The organism is Acidovorax sp. 107 (genome assembly GCF_003058055.1).
In the GTDB taxonomy this organism is placed as follows: Bacteria; Pseudomonadota; Gammaproteobacteria; order Burkholderiales; family Burkholderiaceae_C; genus Acidovorax.
The window spans coordinates 1,365,307-1,378,297 of record NZ_QBTZ01000001.1; the positions used below are offsets into that span (position 1 = coordinate 1,365,307).

14 protein-coding genes are annotated in these 12,991 nt (G+C 64.9%); 5 read left to right on the forward strand and 9 right to left on the reverse strand.

The features are described 5' to 3' along the window. The first annotated feature begins 149 nt into the window (after positions 1-149). The gene (locus C8C99_RS06495; protein WP_108625275.1) at positions 150-1,211 is read left to right on the forward strand and encodes an aldo/keto reductase; all 1,062 of its coding nucleotides are present in this window, start codon (positions 150-152) and stop codon (positions 1,209-1,211) included. 93 nt (positions 1,212-1,304) lie between these two features. Here C8C99_RS06495 and C8C99_RS06500 read toward each other — a convergent pair whose 3' ends face one another. Continuing rightward, positions 1,305-2,729, reverse strand: coding sequence for a M20 family metallopeptidase (locus C8C99_RS06500; RefSeq protein WP_108625276.1), 1,425 nt, complete (start codon positions 2,727-2,729; stop codon positions 1,305-1,307). A gap of 25 nt (positions 2,730-2,754) precedes the next feature. Continuing rightward, entirely contained in the window at positions 2,755-3,753 is a 999-nt protein-coding gene (locus C8C99_RS06505) for a tripartite tricarboxylate transporter substrate binding protein (protein WP_108625277.1), read from the reverse strand. Positions 3,754-3,930: 177 nt separating this feature from the next. On the opposite strand from C8C99_RS06505, the gene C8C99_RS06510 reads away from it, so the two are divergent. The 3 genes from C8C99_RS06510 (at position 3,931) to plsY (ending at position 6,179) form a co-directional block, all read left to right on the forward strand. Continuing rightward, positions 3,931-4,890 (forward strand): LysR family transcriptional regulator, encoded by a 960-nt coding sequence (locus tag C8C99_RS06510; RefSeq protein WP_108625278.1) that lies wholly within the window; start codon positions 3,931-3,933, stop codon positions 4,888-4,890. A 71-nt stretch (positions 4,891-4,961) separates the two neighbouring features. Further along, the gene (locus C8C99_RS06515) at positions 4,962-5,453 is read left to right on the forward strand and encodes an aminoacyl-tRNA deacylase (protein WP_108625279.1); all 492 of its coding nucleotides are present in this window, start codon (positions 4,962-4,964) and stop codon (positions 5,451-5,453) included. A 57-nt stretch (positions 5,454-5,510) separates the two neighbouring features. Next, the gene (gene plsY, locus C8C99_RS06520; RefSeq protein ID WP_108625280.1) at positions 5,511-6,179 is read left to right on the forward strand and encodes a glycerol-3-phosphate 1-O-acyltransferase PlsY; all 669 of its coding nucleotides are present in this window, start codon (positions 5,511-5,513) and stop codon (positions 6,177-6,179) included. Between the two features lie 26 nt (positions 6,180-6,205). Here the strand turns inward: plsY and C8C99_RS06525 are convergent, their stop codons facing one another. Genes C8C99_RS06525 through C8C99_RS06535 form a run of 3 tightly spaced genes read right to left on the reverse strand, consistent with a single transcriptional unit; the run spans position 6,206 to position 8,491 of the window. Then, the gene (locus tag C8C99_RS06525; RefSeq protein WP_108625281.1) at positions 6,206-7,225 is read right to left on the reverse strand and encodes an HD-GYP domain-containing protein; all 1,020 of its coding nucleotides are present in this window, start codon (positions 7,223-7,225) and stop codon (positions 6,206-6,208) included. Between the two features lie 8 nt (positions 7,226-7,233). Continuing rightward, positions 7,234-8,004, reverse strand: coding sequence for a TIGR02281 family clan AA aspartic protease (locus C8C99_RS06530; RefSeq protein ID WP_369867127.1), 771 nt, complete (start codon positions 8,002-8,004; stop codon positions 7,234-7,236). 1 nt (position 8,005) lies between these two features. Continuing rightward, the gene (locus C8C99_RS06535; protein WP_108625282.1) at positions 8,006-8,491 is read right to left on the reverse strand and encodes a YajQ family cyclic di-GMP-binding protein; all 486 of its coding nucleotides are present in this window, start codon (positions 8,489-8,491) and stop codon (positions 8,006-8,008) included. An 85-nt stretch (positions 8,492-8,576) separates the two neighbouring features. Between C8C99_RS06535 and murB the strand changes: the two genes are divergently transcribed. Further along, positions 8,577-9,650, forward strand: coding sequence for a UDP-N-acetylmuramate dehydrogenase (gene murB / locus C8C99_RS06540; protein ID WP_108625283.1), 1,074 nt, complete (start codon positions 8,577-8,579; stop codon positions 9,648-9,650). Positions 9,651-9,872: 222 nt separating this feature from the next. Here the strand turns inward: murB and argG are convergent, their stop codons facing one another. The 4 genes from argG to C8C99_RS06560 all read right to left on the reverse strand — a co-directional run bounded on the left by argG (position 9,873) and on the right by C8C99_RS06560 (position 12,958). After that, positions 9,873-11,210, reverse strand: coding sequence for an argininosuccinate synthase (gene argG, locus C8C99_RS06545; RefSeq protein WP_056645500.1), 1,338 nt, complete (start codon positions 11,208-11,210; stop codon positions 9,873-9,875). Between the two features lie 85 nt (positions 11,211-11,295). Then, the gene (locus C8C99_RS06550) at positions 11,296-11,613 is read right to left on the reverse strand and encodes a pyrimidine/purine nucleoside phosphorylase (protein ID WP_015014470.1); all 318 of its coding nucleotides are present in this window, start codon (positions 11,611-11,613) and stop codon (positions 11,296-11,298) included. Between the two features lie 163 nt (positions 11,614-11,776). Further along, positions 11,777-12,439: a glycine zipper 2TM domain-containing protein gene (locus C8C99_RS06555; protein ID WP_108625284.1), complete on the reverse strand. Its 663-nt coding sequence runs from the start codon at positions 12,437-12,439 to the stop codon at positions 11,777-11,779. Between the two features lie 135 nt (positions 12,440-12,574). Beyond that, complete coding sequence (locus C8C99_RS06560; protein ID WP_108625285.1) at positions 12,575-12,958, reverse strand: arsenate reductase; 384 nt, start codon at positions 12,956-12,958, stop codon at positions 12,575-12,577. Positions 12,959-12,991: the final 33 nt, after the last annotated feature.

Here is a 12,991-nt window from a genome sequence, read left to right on the forward strand (position 1 = left end):
AATGTTACGTTGCCGCCGCGCTGGCGGGGCGCCCTGCGGTGTCACCAAGGAGTCCGGCGCCCGGCAGGTTTTGGCGATCGCTTGTACCATCGCCAGCCGGGGTCGCAGCAGGCCCTGTTTCCTTTTCCACCATCTGGAGCCTTCACCGCATGAACACCGTCCGCTTGGGTCAGAGTGACCTGCTTGTCACCCCCATTTGCCTGGGCACCATGACCTTCGGCGAGCAGGTCAACGAGGCCGATTCGCACGCCATCCTGAGCCAATCGCTTGCGCGTGGCGTGAACTTCATTGACACGGCCGAGATGTATGCCGTGCCCGCCAAGGCTGAGACCTTTGGCGCGACTGAAACCATCATCGGCAACTGGTTTGCCAAGAACCCCGGCGCGCGCCAGAAGCTGGTGGTGGCCACCAAGGTGGCCGGCCCATCGCGCGGCATGCCCTGGGTGCGCGAGGGCAAGGGCATGACGGCGGCCGATATCGTGGCGTCGTGCGAAGGCAGCCTGCGCCGCCTGCAGACCGATGTGATCGACCTCTACCAGATCCACTGGCCCGAGCGCCATGTGCCTGCCTTCGGCAACCTGTATTACGACCCCGCCAAGGAAACGTCGCAAACCCCCATCCACGAGCAGCTGGAAGCGCTGGCCGGGCTGGTGAAGGCGGGCAAGGTGCGCTACATCGGCCTGTCGAATGAAACCCCCTACGGCGTGCACGAATTCGTGCGTCTGGCCGAGCAGCATGGCCTGCCGCGTGTCGCTACCGTGCAGAACCCGTACTGCCTGATCAACCGCACCTGGGAAAACGGGCTGGATGAAACCTGCCACCGCCTGGATGTGTCTCTGCTGGCCTATTCGCCCTTGGGCTTTGGCCTGCTGACGGGCAAGTACGACGAAAGCGGCATCACCGGCCCCAATGCCCCGCAGGGCGCGCGCATTGCATCGTATGAATCCGTGCGCAAACAGCGCTGGGGCCGCCCCGAGGCGTTGGAGGCTTCGCGCCGTTACAACGCATTGGCCCGCGCCAACGGCATGACGCCCACGCAGATGGCGCTGGCGTTCTGCTACACCAAGTGGCAAGTGGCCAGCACCATCATCGGCGTGACGTCCGTGGCGCAGCTGGAAGAAGACCTGAACGCCTGGGGCACCACGCTGTCGCCCGAGGTGCTGAAGGCCATCGACGCGATCCGCTGGGAGCTGCGCGACCCGGCGCTGTGAGCGGGCAGGGTGTGACCCTGTGACTCGGCAGGAGAAAAACAAAGGGGCCCAGCAGGGCCCCTTTGTTTATTGACGAATCGTCGGGCACAGCCGTCAGGCCGTCGCCTCCTGGCGGGTGGTGCGTCCTTCAACCCACGGCGTTCCTTGGGCCTCTCCCAGGTCCCAGAACAACCCGGCCATCACCGCCAGCCCTTCGCGTGCCACGGGTGCCAGCAAATGCTCGTTGGGCGCATGCTGGGCGCAAGCGGGGTACGAGTGGGGCACCCACAGCGTGGGCAGGCCCAGCTGGTCGGCAAAGATGTCGTTGGGCAGCGAGCCTGCCAGGTTGGGCAGCAGCGTGGCGGGCTGGCCGGCGCTGGCCTGCAGCGAGGCCATCGTCCAGTCCACCCAAGGGTTGTGCAGATCGAGCCGCGTGGCGCCGCAGTGCATGCCCATGGTGATTTCGACCTGGTTGAAGCCATGCGCGTCCAGGTGCTCGCGCAGCGTGGCCTGCACGTTCTGCCAATCGGTGCCCACCACAAAGCGCAGCTGGCAATGCGCCACGGCCTGCGCAGGGATGGCATTGATGGGCCGCTGTGCGTTGCCCGCGCCCAGCGCCAGCACTTCCAGCGTGTTCCAGCCCACCAGCTGCTCGGCGGGGGTGAGGCCGGGCTCGCCCCAGTCGGGTGTGAGCGCGGGGTCATCGGCGCCGGTGCCAATCACCACGTCCTGGAGGGCCGTGCGCAGCTTGTCGGGCACCGCAGGCGGCAGCAGGCCTTTGACCAGGATGCGGCCCTTCGCGTCCACCAGCGTGGCCAGTGCGTGCGTGAGCACCATGGCCGGGTTGGCCAGCACGCCGCCCCAGTTGCCCGAGTGATACGCCTTGTCGCGGCTGCGCACGGCGAGCGAGAAATTGATCGCACCGCGCGACCCCAGAAAGAGGGTGGGGTGGCCCGCATTCACACGGGGGCCGTCGCTGGCCACGAACAGATCGGCCTTCAATGCATCGCGGTGTTGCTCGCAGAAGGCGCCCAGGCCGGGTGAGCCCGCCTCTTCGCCCATCTCCATGAGCAGCGTCACGTTGTAGCCCAGGCGGCCGCTCCGGGCCTCGATGGCGTGCGCCAGTGCGGCCAGGCTCACGGTGTGCTGGCCTTTGTTGTCGGCCGTGCCCCGGCCGTACCAGCGCTCGCCTTCGATGGTCAGCTCCCAGGGCGAGAGGCCTTCGCGCCATTGCGCGTCCTGCCCGTTGACCACATCGCCATGGCCATAGGTCAGCACGGTGGGTAGCGCAGGGTCTTCCACGCGGCGGGCCACCAAAAAGGGGCCGCCTTGTGGCGACGGGTTGTCGAGCACCTCGCACTCAAAACCCAGGGGCGTGAGCCAGGGCACCATTTCGTCGGTGAGGTAGGCGCGTAGCTCGGGCGGCACCTTGCCGGTGTCGCTTTCTGTGCGCCAGGCCACACGGCGGCGCAGGTCGTTGGCAAAGCGGCCCTCGTCAAAGTAGCGCTGGACGCTTTGAATGAGCTGTTGGCGGTTCATCGTGCAGGTCCTGTTCATGTGTTCTTCAATCCACCACGATCTTGGCGCGGTGGGCCAGCGCGCGGTAGCGGCCGATCTCGTCATCGATCATGGCGCGCGTGGCCACGGGGCCCAGGTGCACGGGTTCCATGCCCTGGGTGCGCATCTGTTCCTGCAGTCCACTGTCGCGGGTGACAGCCTCTACCTCGGTCACCAGCTTGCGGATGACGGACTGTGGTGTCTTGGCGGGGGCGGCGATGGCGTACCACGCATCGAACACAGCGTCGGGCAGCTTGAGTTCCTCCACGGTGGGCACCCCCGGCAGCATGCTGGAGCGCGACTTGCCTGCAATGGCCAGGGCGCGCAGTTTGCCGGCCTTCACCTGCGGCGCCGCAGCGGCCACGGTGTCGATGCCCAACTGAATTTCGCCGCCCATGAGGGCGATCAGCGACTGGCTGCTGCCCCGGTAAGGCACGTCTTGCAGCTGGATGCCCGCAGCCTGCTCCAGCAGTGCGCCTGCCAGGTGCGGGCCGGAGCCCGAGCCGAAGGTGGCGTAGTGGATGCTCTTGGGCTTGGCCTTGGCGGCTGCGATCAGCGCATTCAGGTCTTTGTAGGGCGCGCTGGCGCTGACGACCAGCACCAGCGGCGCCCGGGCCACGGTGGCCACGGGCACCAGGTCCTTGGCCGGGTCGTAGGGCAGCTTGCTGCGCAGGGCAGGGTTGACCGTGTAGCTGGTGGAGCCCGAGACCAGCAGTGTGTAGCCGTCCGGGTCGGCGCGCACCACGGCTTCGGTGCCGATGATGGTGGAGGCGCCCGGCTTGTTGTCGATCACCACCGCCGTGCCCAGGCGGCCAGCCAGCTTCTGTGCCAGCGCGCGTGCCACCACGTCGGTGCCGCCGCCGGGCGGGAAGGGCACCACCATGCGCACCGGACGCTGGGGCCACGCTTCGGCAGGCGGCGTAGTCTGGGCCGAGGCCAGGCTGGCATGGCCGGCAAACACTGCCAGGGTGGCAGACAGGAAAGTGGCTCGAACAAGGCGTTTCATGCGGACTCCGGTGGTAGGGCCCCGGCAGCGGGCGCGTGGCTCCATGAGGCCACGCGGCGCCCGTGCCAGGGCATGGGTGAATTGGAGCCTCAAGCCATGCAAGATGGATGCTGGTTTACCATTGCTTGGAATAGAGATTTGGCAACTGACCATTGCCTTTTTGTGATTTAAACAACCATGGCCATTTCACTGCTCAGCCTGCCCTTGCGTTACTTTCTGGAGGTGGCGCGCACAGGCTCCGTCAACCAGGCGGCGCAGCGCCTGCATGTGGCCGCGTCGGCCGTGAGCCGCCAGCTGGGCAAGCTGGAAGACAGCCTGGGCGTGGTGCTGTTTGAGCGCCAGGCCCGGGGCATGACGCTGACCGAGGCAGGCACCCGGCTGCTGGCCCACGCCAGCGCGCACGACGCGCAGGCGCTGGAGCTGGTCGAGCAATTGCAGGATCTGTCCGCCCAAGGTGCCCTGCGGGTGCGGCTGGCCTGTACCGAAGGGTTTGCGGCAGCGTTCATGCCGCTGGTCATGGCCGGGTTTCGGCAGGCGCATCCCCAAGTGCAGCTGCAGTTGCAGGTGGCCGTGCCGCAAGAGGTGTCGGCCCTGGTGCTGCGCGGCGAGGCGGATCTGGCGCTGAAGTACAGCACGGCACCGGAGAAGGGCCTGCAGGTGCTGCACTCGGCCATCGCACCCATTTACGCCGTCATGCCCGCGCAGCACCCGCTGGCGCGCCAGCGCAGCGTGAGCGTGGCCGATGTGGTGCGCTACCCCTTGCTGCTGGGCGCCGCTAATACCACCGGGCGGCAGCTGTTTGACCTGAGCTGTGCGGTGCAGGGGCTGCGCTATGTGCCCGCCGTGGAGAGCAATTTCTCGTCGGCCCTGCTGCCGCTGCTGAGCGGGCAGGACGTGGTGCTGGCCAGCTACCTCACGGCGGCGCGCTGGGTGGAGGCGGGCCTGCTGGCAGCCCGGCCTTTTGACGAGGCGCAGCTGCAGCAGCGCCGCCTGCAGGTCTTGGCGGCCGAGGGGCGCAGTCAGTCCACATTGGTGCGGCAGTTCACGCAGGCGCTGGTGGTCGCCATCGAGGAATACGGCAAACGCAAGGTAGGGCGGCGCCGCAAGGCCGCCGCAGCGCCTGCCACGGTGTTCTGACACGTCGCTGCAGGATTCAACGCGCTCACATTTGGATACGGATACCATCGGTGCCCTATCCGCACCACACCATGGCCAAGAAAGAAAACGTTTCCGAGACTCAAGCCACCCAGCTGCTCAAGGCGAACAAGGTGGCGTTCACCGAACACCCGTATGAGTACCTGGAGCACGGCGGCGCGATGCACAGCGCCGAGGTGCTGGGGCTGGACCCGTTCACCGTGGTCAAGACCCTTGTCATGCAGGATCAGGACGCCAAGCCACTGCTGGTGCTGATGCATGGCAATCGCAAGGTCTCTACCAAGAACCTCGCACGCCAGATCGGCGCCAAGTCGGTCGAACCCTGCGCGCCCGAGGTGGCCAACCGGCACAGCGGCTACCTGGTGGGCGGCACGTCTCCGTTCGGCACGCGGCGCACCATGCCGGTCTATATCGAAGAAACCATCCTCGCGCTGCCCCGCATTGCCATCAATGGCGGGCGCCGGGGCTTTTTGGTGCAGTTGGACCCGCAGGTGTGCGTGCAGCTGCTGGGCGCCAAACCGGTGCAGTGCGCGCTGGCAGAATAGGCCGCCGCGCGATACAGCCCGTCAGAAGGCTGACCATTAGATTTCCAAGGAGTTGCTTTGACCGCCGTCTATCCCGTTCTTGCCACTGTGGCCGCCTACCTGTTGGGCTCGCTATCGTTTGCCGTCATCGTGACGCGCGTCATGGGCCTGAGCGATCCGCGCACCTATGGCAGCAAGAATCCCGGCGCCACCAATGTGCTGCGCTCGGGCAGCAAGGCGGCTGCCATCGTGACCCTGCTGCTGGACGCGATGAAGGGCTGGCTGCCGGTGGCGCTGGTGATGTGGTTTGGTCATCCCTATGGGTTGGAGGACGGCACTGTTGCGCTGGTGGGGCTGGCTGCTTTCCTGGGGCACCTGTGGCCGGTGTTCTTCCGGTTTCAGGGTGGCAAGGGCGTGGCGACGGCGCTGGGCGTGCTGGTGGGCATCAGCGGCTGGCTCGGCCTGGCCACAGCGGCCACCTGGCTCATCATTGCGTTCTTCTTCCGCTACTCGTCGCTGGCCTCGCTGGTGGCCGCTGCGTTTGCCCCGGTGTACTACCTGATGGTGGATGGCGTGGTCTGGTATGCCGAGGGCACGATTGCAGCCTCCATTGTGGTGATGGCGCTGCTGCTGGCCTGGCGCCACCGCGAGAACATCCAGCGCCTGATTGCAGGCAAGGAATCACGTCTGGGCAGCAAAAAAGCCAAGCCCGCTGAAGACGAGGCCAAGGCCAAGCACAAACACTGACAGAAGAACTGCGCCGGGCGCGAGTGTCAGAGCGCTCCGGGCGCGGTCACCAGCCCGCGCAGCCCCGCGCTGTGCTGAGCGGCATAAAGCCCCAGCCGCACCATGGTGCGGTGGTTCAACTCCAGGCTCACGGCGGACCGAGCCAGAGCCGACTGGATGCGCGGCTTACCGCTCGCGGTCTGGTACAGGCTGGGCTGGCTGCGGTGGTTGCCGGTGTTGTCCAGCAGGCTGGCCACCAGCGGGTGGTTGGCCTTGTCGCTGCGGCGCAGCACGATGGCGGTCTCTCCGTTGTCCAGTTTGACAAAGGTACCTGGGGGGCACAGGCCGATGGACCGCACCAGGGTGTAGCTGACCTCATCGCGTTGGTCCACCTCTTGCCCCACGATGGCGCGCACCGAGTCGGTGGCGCTGCGCCCGGCGCGGGATTTGCGCGGGCTGATCATGGCGGCATACCGGTCGATGGTGCCGAGGATGCGGGTGAGCCGGTCGATTGGCTCCTGATTGGCCAGGGGCACGCGCTCTGCAATGCTGGCATGGTGTTGCCCCACCACGTCCAGCCAGAGAGGATCGTTGATGAACAGGCGCTCCAGCAGCAGCATGCTGTCCTCGGGGTGGCTCTTGATGGCCTCCTGCTGCTCGGTCGAGGGGCGCTCGCGCTGCACGGCGAGTTCGTCTTGCAGGGTTGTCATGCCAATGTTCATCGTGAGTGCGGCCCGCACCAGGCTGTCGCGCTCACGCTGCGGCAGTTTGAGCTCCAGCGCCATGATGTGGCACAGCGTGCCACACACCAGCGCGTGCGATGCGCTGTAGCCCACGGTGGATGTGGACGCATGCTGGAACATCAGGTACAGCGCCGCGTCGATGTCGTGCGCCACCAGGTCCTGCAGCCAGGCATCAAACTGCCGTACCTTGCCCGGAAAATCCTGCACCTGCAGCGGCCGGCTCAGCAGGACCGACAGGGCCGACTCCAGGTCGGACCAGAGGCTGAGCAGGTCTTCGTACTCCCCTTCGGAGTGGGCGTGGGTGGAGGCTGGGTGTGCGGACATCGTCGGTGTCAGTGGCGCTTTTCCAGCACCATCTGGTCGTTGGTGCGGGTCATCTGGAACTCGTTCAGGAAGCTGTTACCCAGCAGCACGTAAGGCATGGGCTGCGAGGTGATGATGGCCTCCACCCCAAAGACTTCGACGTCGCCAATGCGGATGGAGTCGAGCTTCATGCGCCAGCCTTGGGCAACACCATTGGCGGTGTTCACGCGCACTGGCTGGCCGCTTTGGTAGTTGAGGCCCATGCGCTCCGCATCGGGCCGCCCGATGGCGACGGTGGAAGCCCCGGTGTCCACCATGTACTGCATGACCTGGCCGTTGATGGTGCCGCTGTTCACAAAATGCCCTCGGCCATCCGCCACCAGCAGAATGCGTTTGCCGCTGCCACTGCGTCCGCCCACGCTCACGGGCGCCTCGCCCATCCGCAGCGTGCGCCGTGCGCCCTGGATCTCGACGGTGGCCTCGTCCTTGGCGACGGCGATGACTTTCACGCCCTGGAACTCATCCCCCGCGCCCACCGCCTTGGGCGGGCTGGCGTTCACCACGAGCAGTGCCTTGCTACCCAACACACCCGCCAGCGCCACGGCCTGCGCATGTGCCCATGTGGGGCCAAGCAGCAAACCGATCCACAGGGCCACGAGGTGCAGATACCGGCGCGGTTCATGCAGGAGCCGCTGCGCAAGGGTGGCCCCGCGGCGCTGGTGGCTTCCCCCTGCCCGCAGCGCTCCGCGCTGCGAGAGCGGGTGGCCGGCCCGCAGGGCTGCACGGGGGTGTTGCTTCATATCAGTCGCGGAAGTTGTCGAACGACAGCGGCACGTCCGTCACATCTTTGCGGATCAGGGCCATGGCGGCCTGCAGGTCGTCGCGCTTGGCGCCGGTCACGCGCACCTTGTCCTCCTGGATGGCTCCTTGCACCTTGAGCTTGCTCTCCTTGAGCAGCTTCTGGATCTTCTTGGCCAGCTCGCTCTCGATGCCGTTGCGCACCTTGATGACCTGCTTGACCTTGTCGCCGCCCATTTTCTGCACGTCACCCATGTCCAGAAAACGCACGTCCACATTGCGTTTGGTGAGCTTGTTGCGCAGCACGTCTTCGATCTGGGTGAGCTGGAAGTCGGCGTCGCCGATCAGCGTGATGTCCTTGTCCTTGATCTCGATGCTGGCGGAGGTGCCTTTGAAGTCGAAACGGGTGGTGATTTCCTTGGCGGTGTTCTCGACCGCGTTTTTCACTTCGACCAGGTTGGCTTCGCAGACGGTGTCAAAAGATGGCATGGTGGGTCTCTATCTCGGGGAAAACAGGTGCAGATAAGGGGGCTGATCGCAGGGGGCCAAAAGGCCGGGTGCGACAATCGGGCCAATGGTAGTCGAGAAAAACGCCCCTTTACAGCCCTGCAACACCTTCGGCATTGCCGCGCGCGCCCAAACCCTGGTGCGCGTGCGTTCGGTGGATGACGTGCACGCTGTGCTGGCTGACCCCCAGCTCGCGCCCGCACCGAAATTTGTGCTGGGTGGCGGTAGCAACATCATCCTGACCGGTGATGTGAAGTCCGTCGTGCTCAAGATGGAAATCAAGGGCCTGCGCCTGGTGGAGGAAACCCCCAAGGCCTGGATCGTGGAAGCGGGCGCTGGCGAGGTCTGGCACGACGCCGTGGCCTGGACACTGGCGCACGGCTATCCGGGCCTGGAGAACCTCGCCTTGATCCCGGGCACCGTGGGGGCGTCACCTGTTCAGAACATCGGCGCCTACGGGGTGGAGCTGCAGGACCGTTTCGAGTCGCTCGACGCCATCGATCTGGCCACGGGCCAGTCGTTCAGCCTGGACGCCGCGCAGTGCGGCTTTGGCTATCGCGATTCGGTCTTCAAGCATGCACCCTCCGAGGCGCAGGACGGCAGCGGGCTGCCGCGCGGCATGGGGCTGGCAGGCCGGGCGGTGATCACGCATGTGCGCTTTCGGCTGCCCAAGCCCTGGAAGCCGGTACTGGGCTATCTGGACCTGGAGCGCCGTCGCGCTGAGGCGGGGGTGGAGCACCCCAGCGCCGGGCAGATCTTTGACTGGATCTGCGACATTCGCCGCGCCAAACTGCCCGACCCCGCCGTGGTGGGCAATGCGGGCAGCTTCTTCAAAAATCCCACCGTGTCGCCCGACCAGTGCAGCGACATCATCGCCCGCGAGCCCAAGATCGTGCACTACCCCATGCCGGACGGCAGCATCAAGCTGGCCGCGGGCTGGCTGATCGATGCCTGTGGCTGGAAGGGCAAATCCATTGGCAAGGCCGGGGTGTACGAAAAGCAGGCCCTGGTGCTAGTCAATCGGGGGCAGGGCGCTGACAGCGTAACGGGGGGCGAAGTGATGACCCTGGCCAAAGCCATCCAGACCAGTGTGTATGAGCGCTTTGGCATCCGGCTGGAACCCGAGCCGGTGGTGGTATAGAGCGCGAAGCGTTTTGCGGCCCGTGTACCTCGGGCGTGCATATGTAGCTCTGGGTCAGATGCATCCATGAAAAAGCCACCCCATGGGTGGCTTTACTCATTTATTGATAGCTGCCAAGGCATATTGCACTGGCGCTATCAGCCATTTTCATCCAGAAAGAACTGCCAAGGTGCTCCCGGCGGCACCCGGGAGACTTCTGACAGCTGAGGGCTTCTTCAGGGCTTACTTGCGGTCGTTTTCCAGCTGGGCCAGGGCGGCATTGCCTCCCAGCGACAGCAGGCCAGCGCGCGAGTACACGCCCAGTTTGCCGCGCGTGTCCACGATGTCCAGATTGCGCATGGTGAGTTGACCAATGCGGTCCAGCGGCGAGAACGGCGCGTCTTCCACTTTCTCCATCGACAGGCGCTCGGGGTGGTACGTCAGGTTGGGCGACTCGGTGTTCAGCAGCGAGTAGTCGTTGCCACGGCGCAGTTCCAGCGTCACGGTGCCGGTCACGGCGCGGGCCACCCAGCGCTGGGCGGTTTCGCGCAGCATGATGGCTTGCGGGTCGAACCAGCGGCCTTGGTACAGCAGGCGGCCCAGCTTCAGGCCGTTCATGCGGTACTGCTCGATGGTGTCTTCGTTGTGAATGCCGGTCACCAGGCGTTCGTAGGCAATGTGCAGCAGGGCGAGGCCGGGGGCTTCGTAGATGCCGCGGCTCTTGGCTTCGATGATGCGGTTTTCGATCTGGTCGCTCATGCCCAGGCCGTGGCGGCCGCCGATGCGGTTGGCTTCGAGGATCAGTTCGACCGGGTCGTTGAACTCCACGCCATTCAGTGCGACGGGCTGGCCTTCTTCAAAGCGCACCGACACTTCTTCGGCCTTGACAGCGACTTCTTCCTTCCAGAACGCCACGCCCATGATGGGGTTGACGATGCGGATGCCGCTGGACAGGAACTCCAGGTCCTTGGCCTCGTGCGTGGCGCCCAGCATGTTGCTGTCGGTGCTGTAGGCCTTCTCGGCGCTCATCTTGTAGCCAAAGCCAGCCTGCGTCATGAACGCCGACATTTCCGCGCGGCCGCCCAGCTCGTCGATGAACAGCTGGTCCAGCCAAGGCTTGTAGATCTTGAGCGAGGGGTTGGTGAGCAGGCCGTAGCGGTAGAAGCGCTCGATGTCGTTGCCCTTGAAGGTCGAACCGTCGCCCCAGATGTGGACGTCGTCTTCCTTCATTGCGGCCACCAGCATGGTGCCGGTGACGGCGCGGCCCAGGGGCGTGGTGTTGAAGTAGGTCAGGCCGCCGGTGCTGATGTGGAAGGCGCCAGCCTGCAGGGCGGCAATGCCTTCGTGGGCCAGCTGCGTGCGGCAGTCCACCAGGCGGGCCTTCTCGGCGCCGTATTCCATGGCCTTGCGCGGGATGGCGTCGTAGTCGGGCTCGTCAGGCTGGCCCAGGTTGGCGGTGTAGGCGTAGGGCACGGCGCCCTTGAGCTTCATCCAGTGCAGTGCGGCGCTGGTATCGAGGCCGCCGGAGAAGGCGATGCCGACCTTTTGGCCGAGGGGGAGGTTCTGGAGGATGGTTGCCATGGAATATTCTTCAAAAATGATAGCTACCAGCGCATTGTGGACTAGCGCTAGAGGCCAAAATCAATCAAATTTTAGCCCGAACATCTCAGCCGAAATGGCAGATGTAGTGATAGGCCTCGGTCACGCGGATGTCGAACTTGGAGTTGCCGGGCACGCTGAACTTTTCGCCTGCGGACGATTTCACCCACGCATCCGTGCCTGCCAGCTTGTATTCGCACGAGCCTGCGACACATTCCATGATTTCAGGCGCGCCAGTGTTGAACGTGAGCGTCGCGGGCAGCACCACACCCACCGACTTCTTCGTGCCGTCCGGGAAGGTGATGCCGTGGCTCACGCACTTGCCGTCAAAGTACACATTGGCTTGGGTGGTGACGGACACGCCGTCGATTTTTTCGGTGGTCATGGAATGCGCGGGTAGGAATGGAGGAAACCCACGATTTTAGGGCAGGGTGCTGACGCCTCGGACTGCGGGCGCCAACGAAATCCGTGCCCTCGACCGCTTGTGCCAAGAAAAAGAGCCCCGAAGGGCTCTTGGTCACTGGCCTGGGCAGCTTGGCTGCCGGCGCTTAACGCCAGTAGGGGTTGCGGTGGTGCGGGTAGTAGGGACGTCCGCCGTCGTAGCCATATTCAATTACCGTGACCGGGGGCGTCACGTAAGTGGGTGGTGCCTGGTACACCGGCTGCACGGGGTAGGTGGAGGTCACCACACCCGGCTGGCTGTATACGCCCTGGGCTGCGTATGGGTCAGGCTGGGTCGAATAGGTCTGGCCAGCGGGCTGCACGTTCACCGAAATCCAGCGGCCTGGGTCATTCTGGGTGCGGGTGGTGTACTGGCGGCCTGCGTATTCATAGACCACGTCGTAGCCCACCGTGCGGTTCTCGTAGTACGTCTCGGTAGTGCAGCGCTGCACGTTCTGGTACTGCGGCTGGCCATTGCCTTCGATCTGGTTGCCCACCACTGCGCCGCCCAGCACCCCGATGGCTGTGGCTGCGGCGCGACCGCTGCCCCTGCCAATGGTGTTGCCCACAGCGCCACCGGCAATCGCGCCAATCACAGCGCCTGCGCCAGTGGTGCGGTTGCCGTTGTAAACGGTTTCATTGCCACAAACCTGCTGCGGAACGCCGACTTGCTGAATGATGGGCGTGGCAGACAGCACACGGCCTTGTTCCTGGGCGCCGGCCACGACGGCGACGGCGGCCAGGGCAGAAAAAATCACGATCTTTTTCATGGAGAAACTCCTTTCGGGTCGGTACATAACGCACCAGACTGCAGAAAAGTTTAGGCCCGCCTGGTCAACCCGGGCCCCTGACGCCGTAAATCTGCGTAAAGATTTGTGCGATTTTCCCGCGTTCCCCTTCCTAAGTCACCCCTTGGATGCGCCATCCGGTCCAGCGGGCCACTGGTCCGGCACAAATCCGATGGTGACATGCAGGCCTTTGGCGTCCTGCCACTGAACCACCGGCCTTTTGATCACGCTGGGTTGCTGCTGAACCAGTGCGCTGGCGCTCGCATCGTCCAGCACCGCTGCCTGCGTTGCCGCATCGAGCTTGCGCCAGGTGGTCCCCTGGCGATTGACCAGCTTTTGCCAGCCGACCGCCTTCAGCCAGACCGGGAGTTGGTCGGCCGGAACGCCCTGCTTTTTGAAGTCATGAAACTGGACTTCCAACCCTTGCTCTGCAAACCAGATCCGGGATTTTTTGACGGTATCGCAATTGGGGATGCCGTAAACGGTGATGACGATGTTCATGCCGCGCATCATCCTCGAAATCGAGGGGGTGAA

What these genes read in the sequence shown, in the direction of transcription:
- C8C99_RS06495 (WP_108625275.1), top strand. Translation starts at nt 150, where the DNA reads ATGAACACCGTCCGCTTGGGTCAGAGTGACCTGCTTGTCACCCCCATT.
- C8C99_RS06500 (WP_108625276.1), bottom strand. Translation starts at nt 2,729, where the DNA reads ATGAACCGCCAACAGCTCATTCAAAGCGTCCAGCGCTACTTTGACGAG.
- C8C99_RS06505 (WP_108625277.1), bottom strand. Translation starts at nt 3,753, where the DNA reads ATGAAACGCCTTGTTCGAGCCACTTTCCTGTCTGCCACCCTGGCAGTG.
- C8C99_RS06510 (WP_108625278.1), top strand. Translation starts at nt 3,931, where the DNA reads ATGGCCATTTCACTGCTCAGCCTGCCCTTGCGTTACTTTCTGGAGGTG.
- C8C99_RS06515 (WP_108625279.1), top strand. Translation starts at nt 4,962, where the DNA reads ATGGCCAAGAAAGAAAACGTTTCCGAGACTCAAGCCACCCAGCTGCTC.
- C8C99_RS06525 (WP_108625281.1), bottom strand. Translation starts at nt 7,225, where the DNA reads ATGTCCGCACACCCAGCCTCCACCCACGCCCACTCCGAAGGGGAGTAC.
- C8C99_RS06530 (WP_369867127.1), bottom strand. Translation starts at nt 8,004, where the DNA reads ATGAAGCAACACCCCCGTGCAGCCCTGCGGGCCGGCCACCCGCTCTCG.
- C8C99_RS06535 (WP_108625282.1), bottom strand. Translation starts at nt 8,491, where the DNA reads ATGCCATCTTTTGACACCGTCTGCGAAGCCAACCTGGTCGAAGTGAAA.
- murB (WP_108625283.1), top strand. Translation starts at nt 8,577, where the DNA reads ATGGTAGTCGAGAAAAACGCCCCTTTACAGCCCTGCAACACCTTCGGC.
- argG (WP_056645500.1), bottom strand. Translation starts at nt 11,210, where the DNA reads ATGGCAACCATCCTCCAGAACCTCCCCCTCGGCCAAAAGGTCGGCATC.
- C8C99_RS06550 (WP_015014470.1), bottom strand. Translation starts at nt 11,613, where the DNA reads ATGACCACCGAAAAAATCGACGGCGTGTCCGTCACCACCCAAGCCAAT.
- C8C99_RS06555 (WP_108625284.1), bottom strand. Translation starts at nt 12,439, where the DNA reads ATGAAAAAGATCGTGATTTTTTCTGCCCTGGCCGCCGTCGCCGTCGTG.
- C8C99_RS06560 (WP_108625285.1), bottom strand. Translation starts at nt 12,958, where the DNA reads ATGAACATCGTCATCACCGTTTACGGCATCCCCAATTGCGATACCGTC.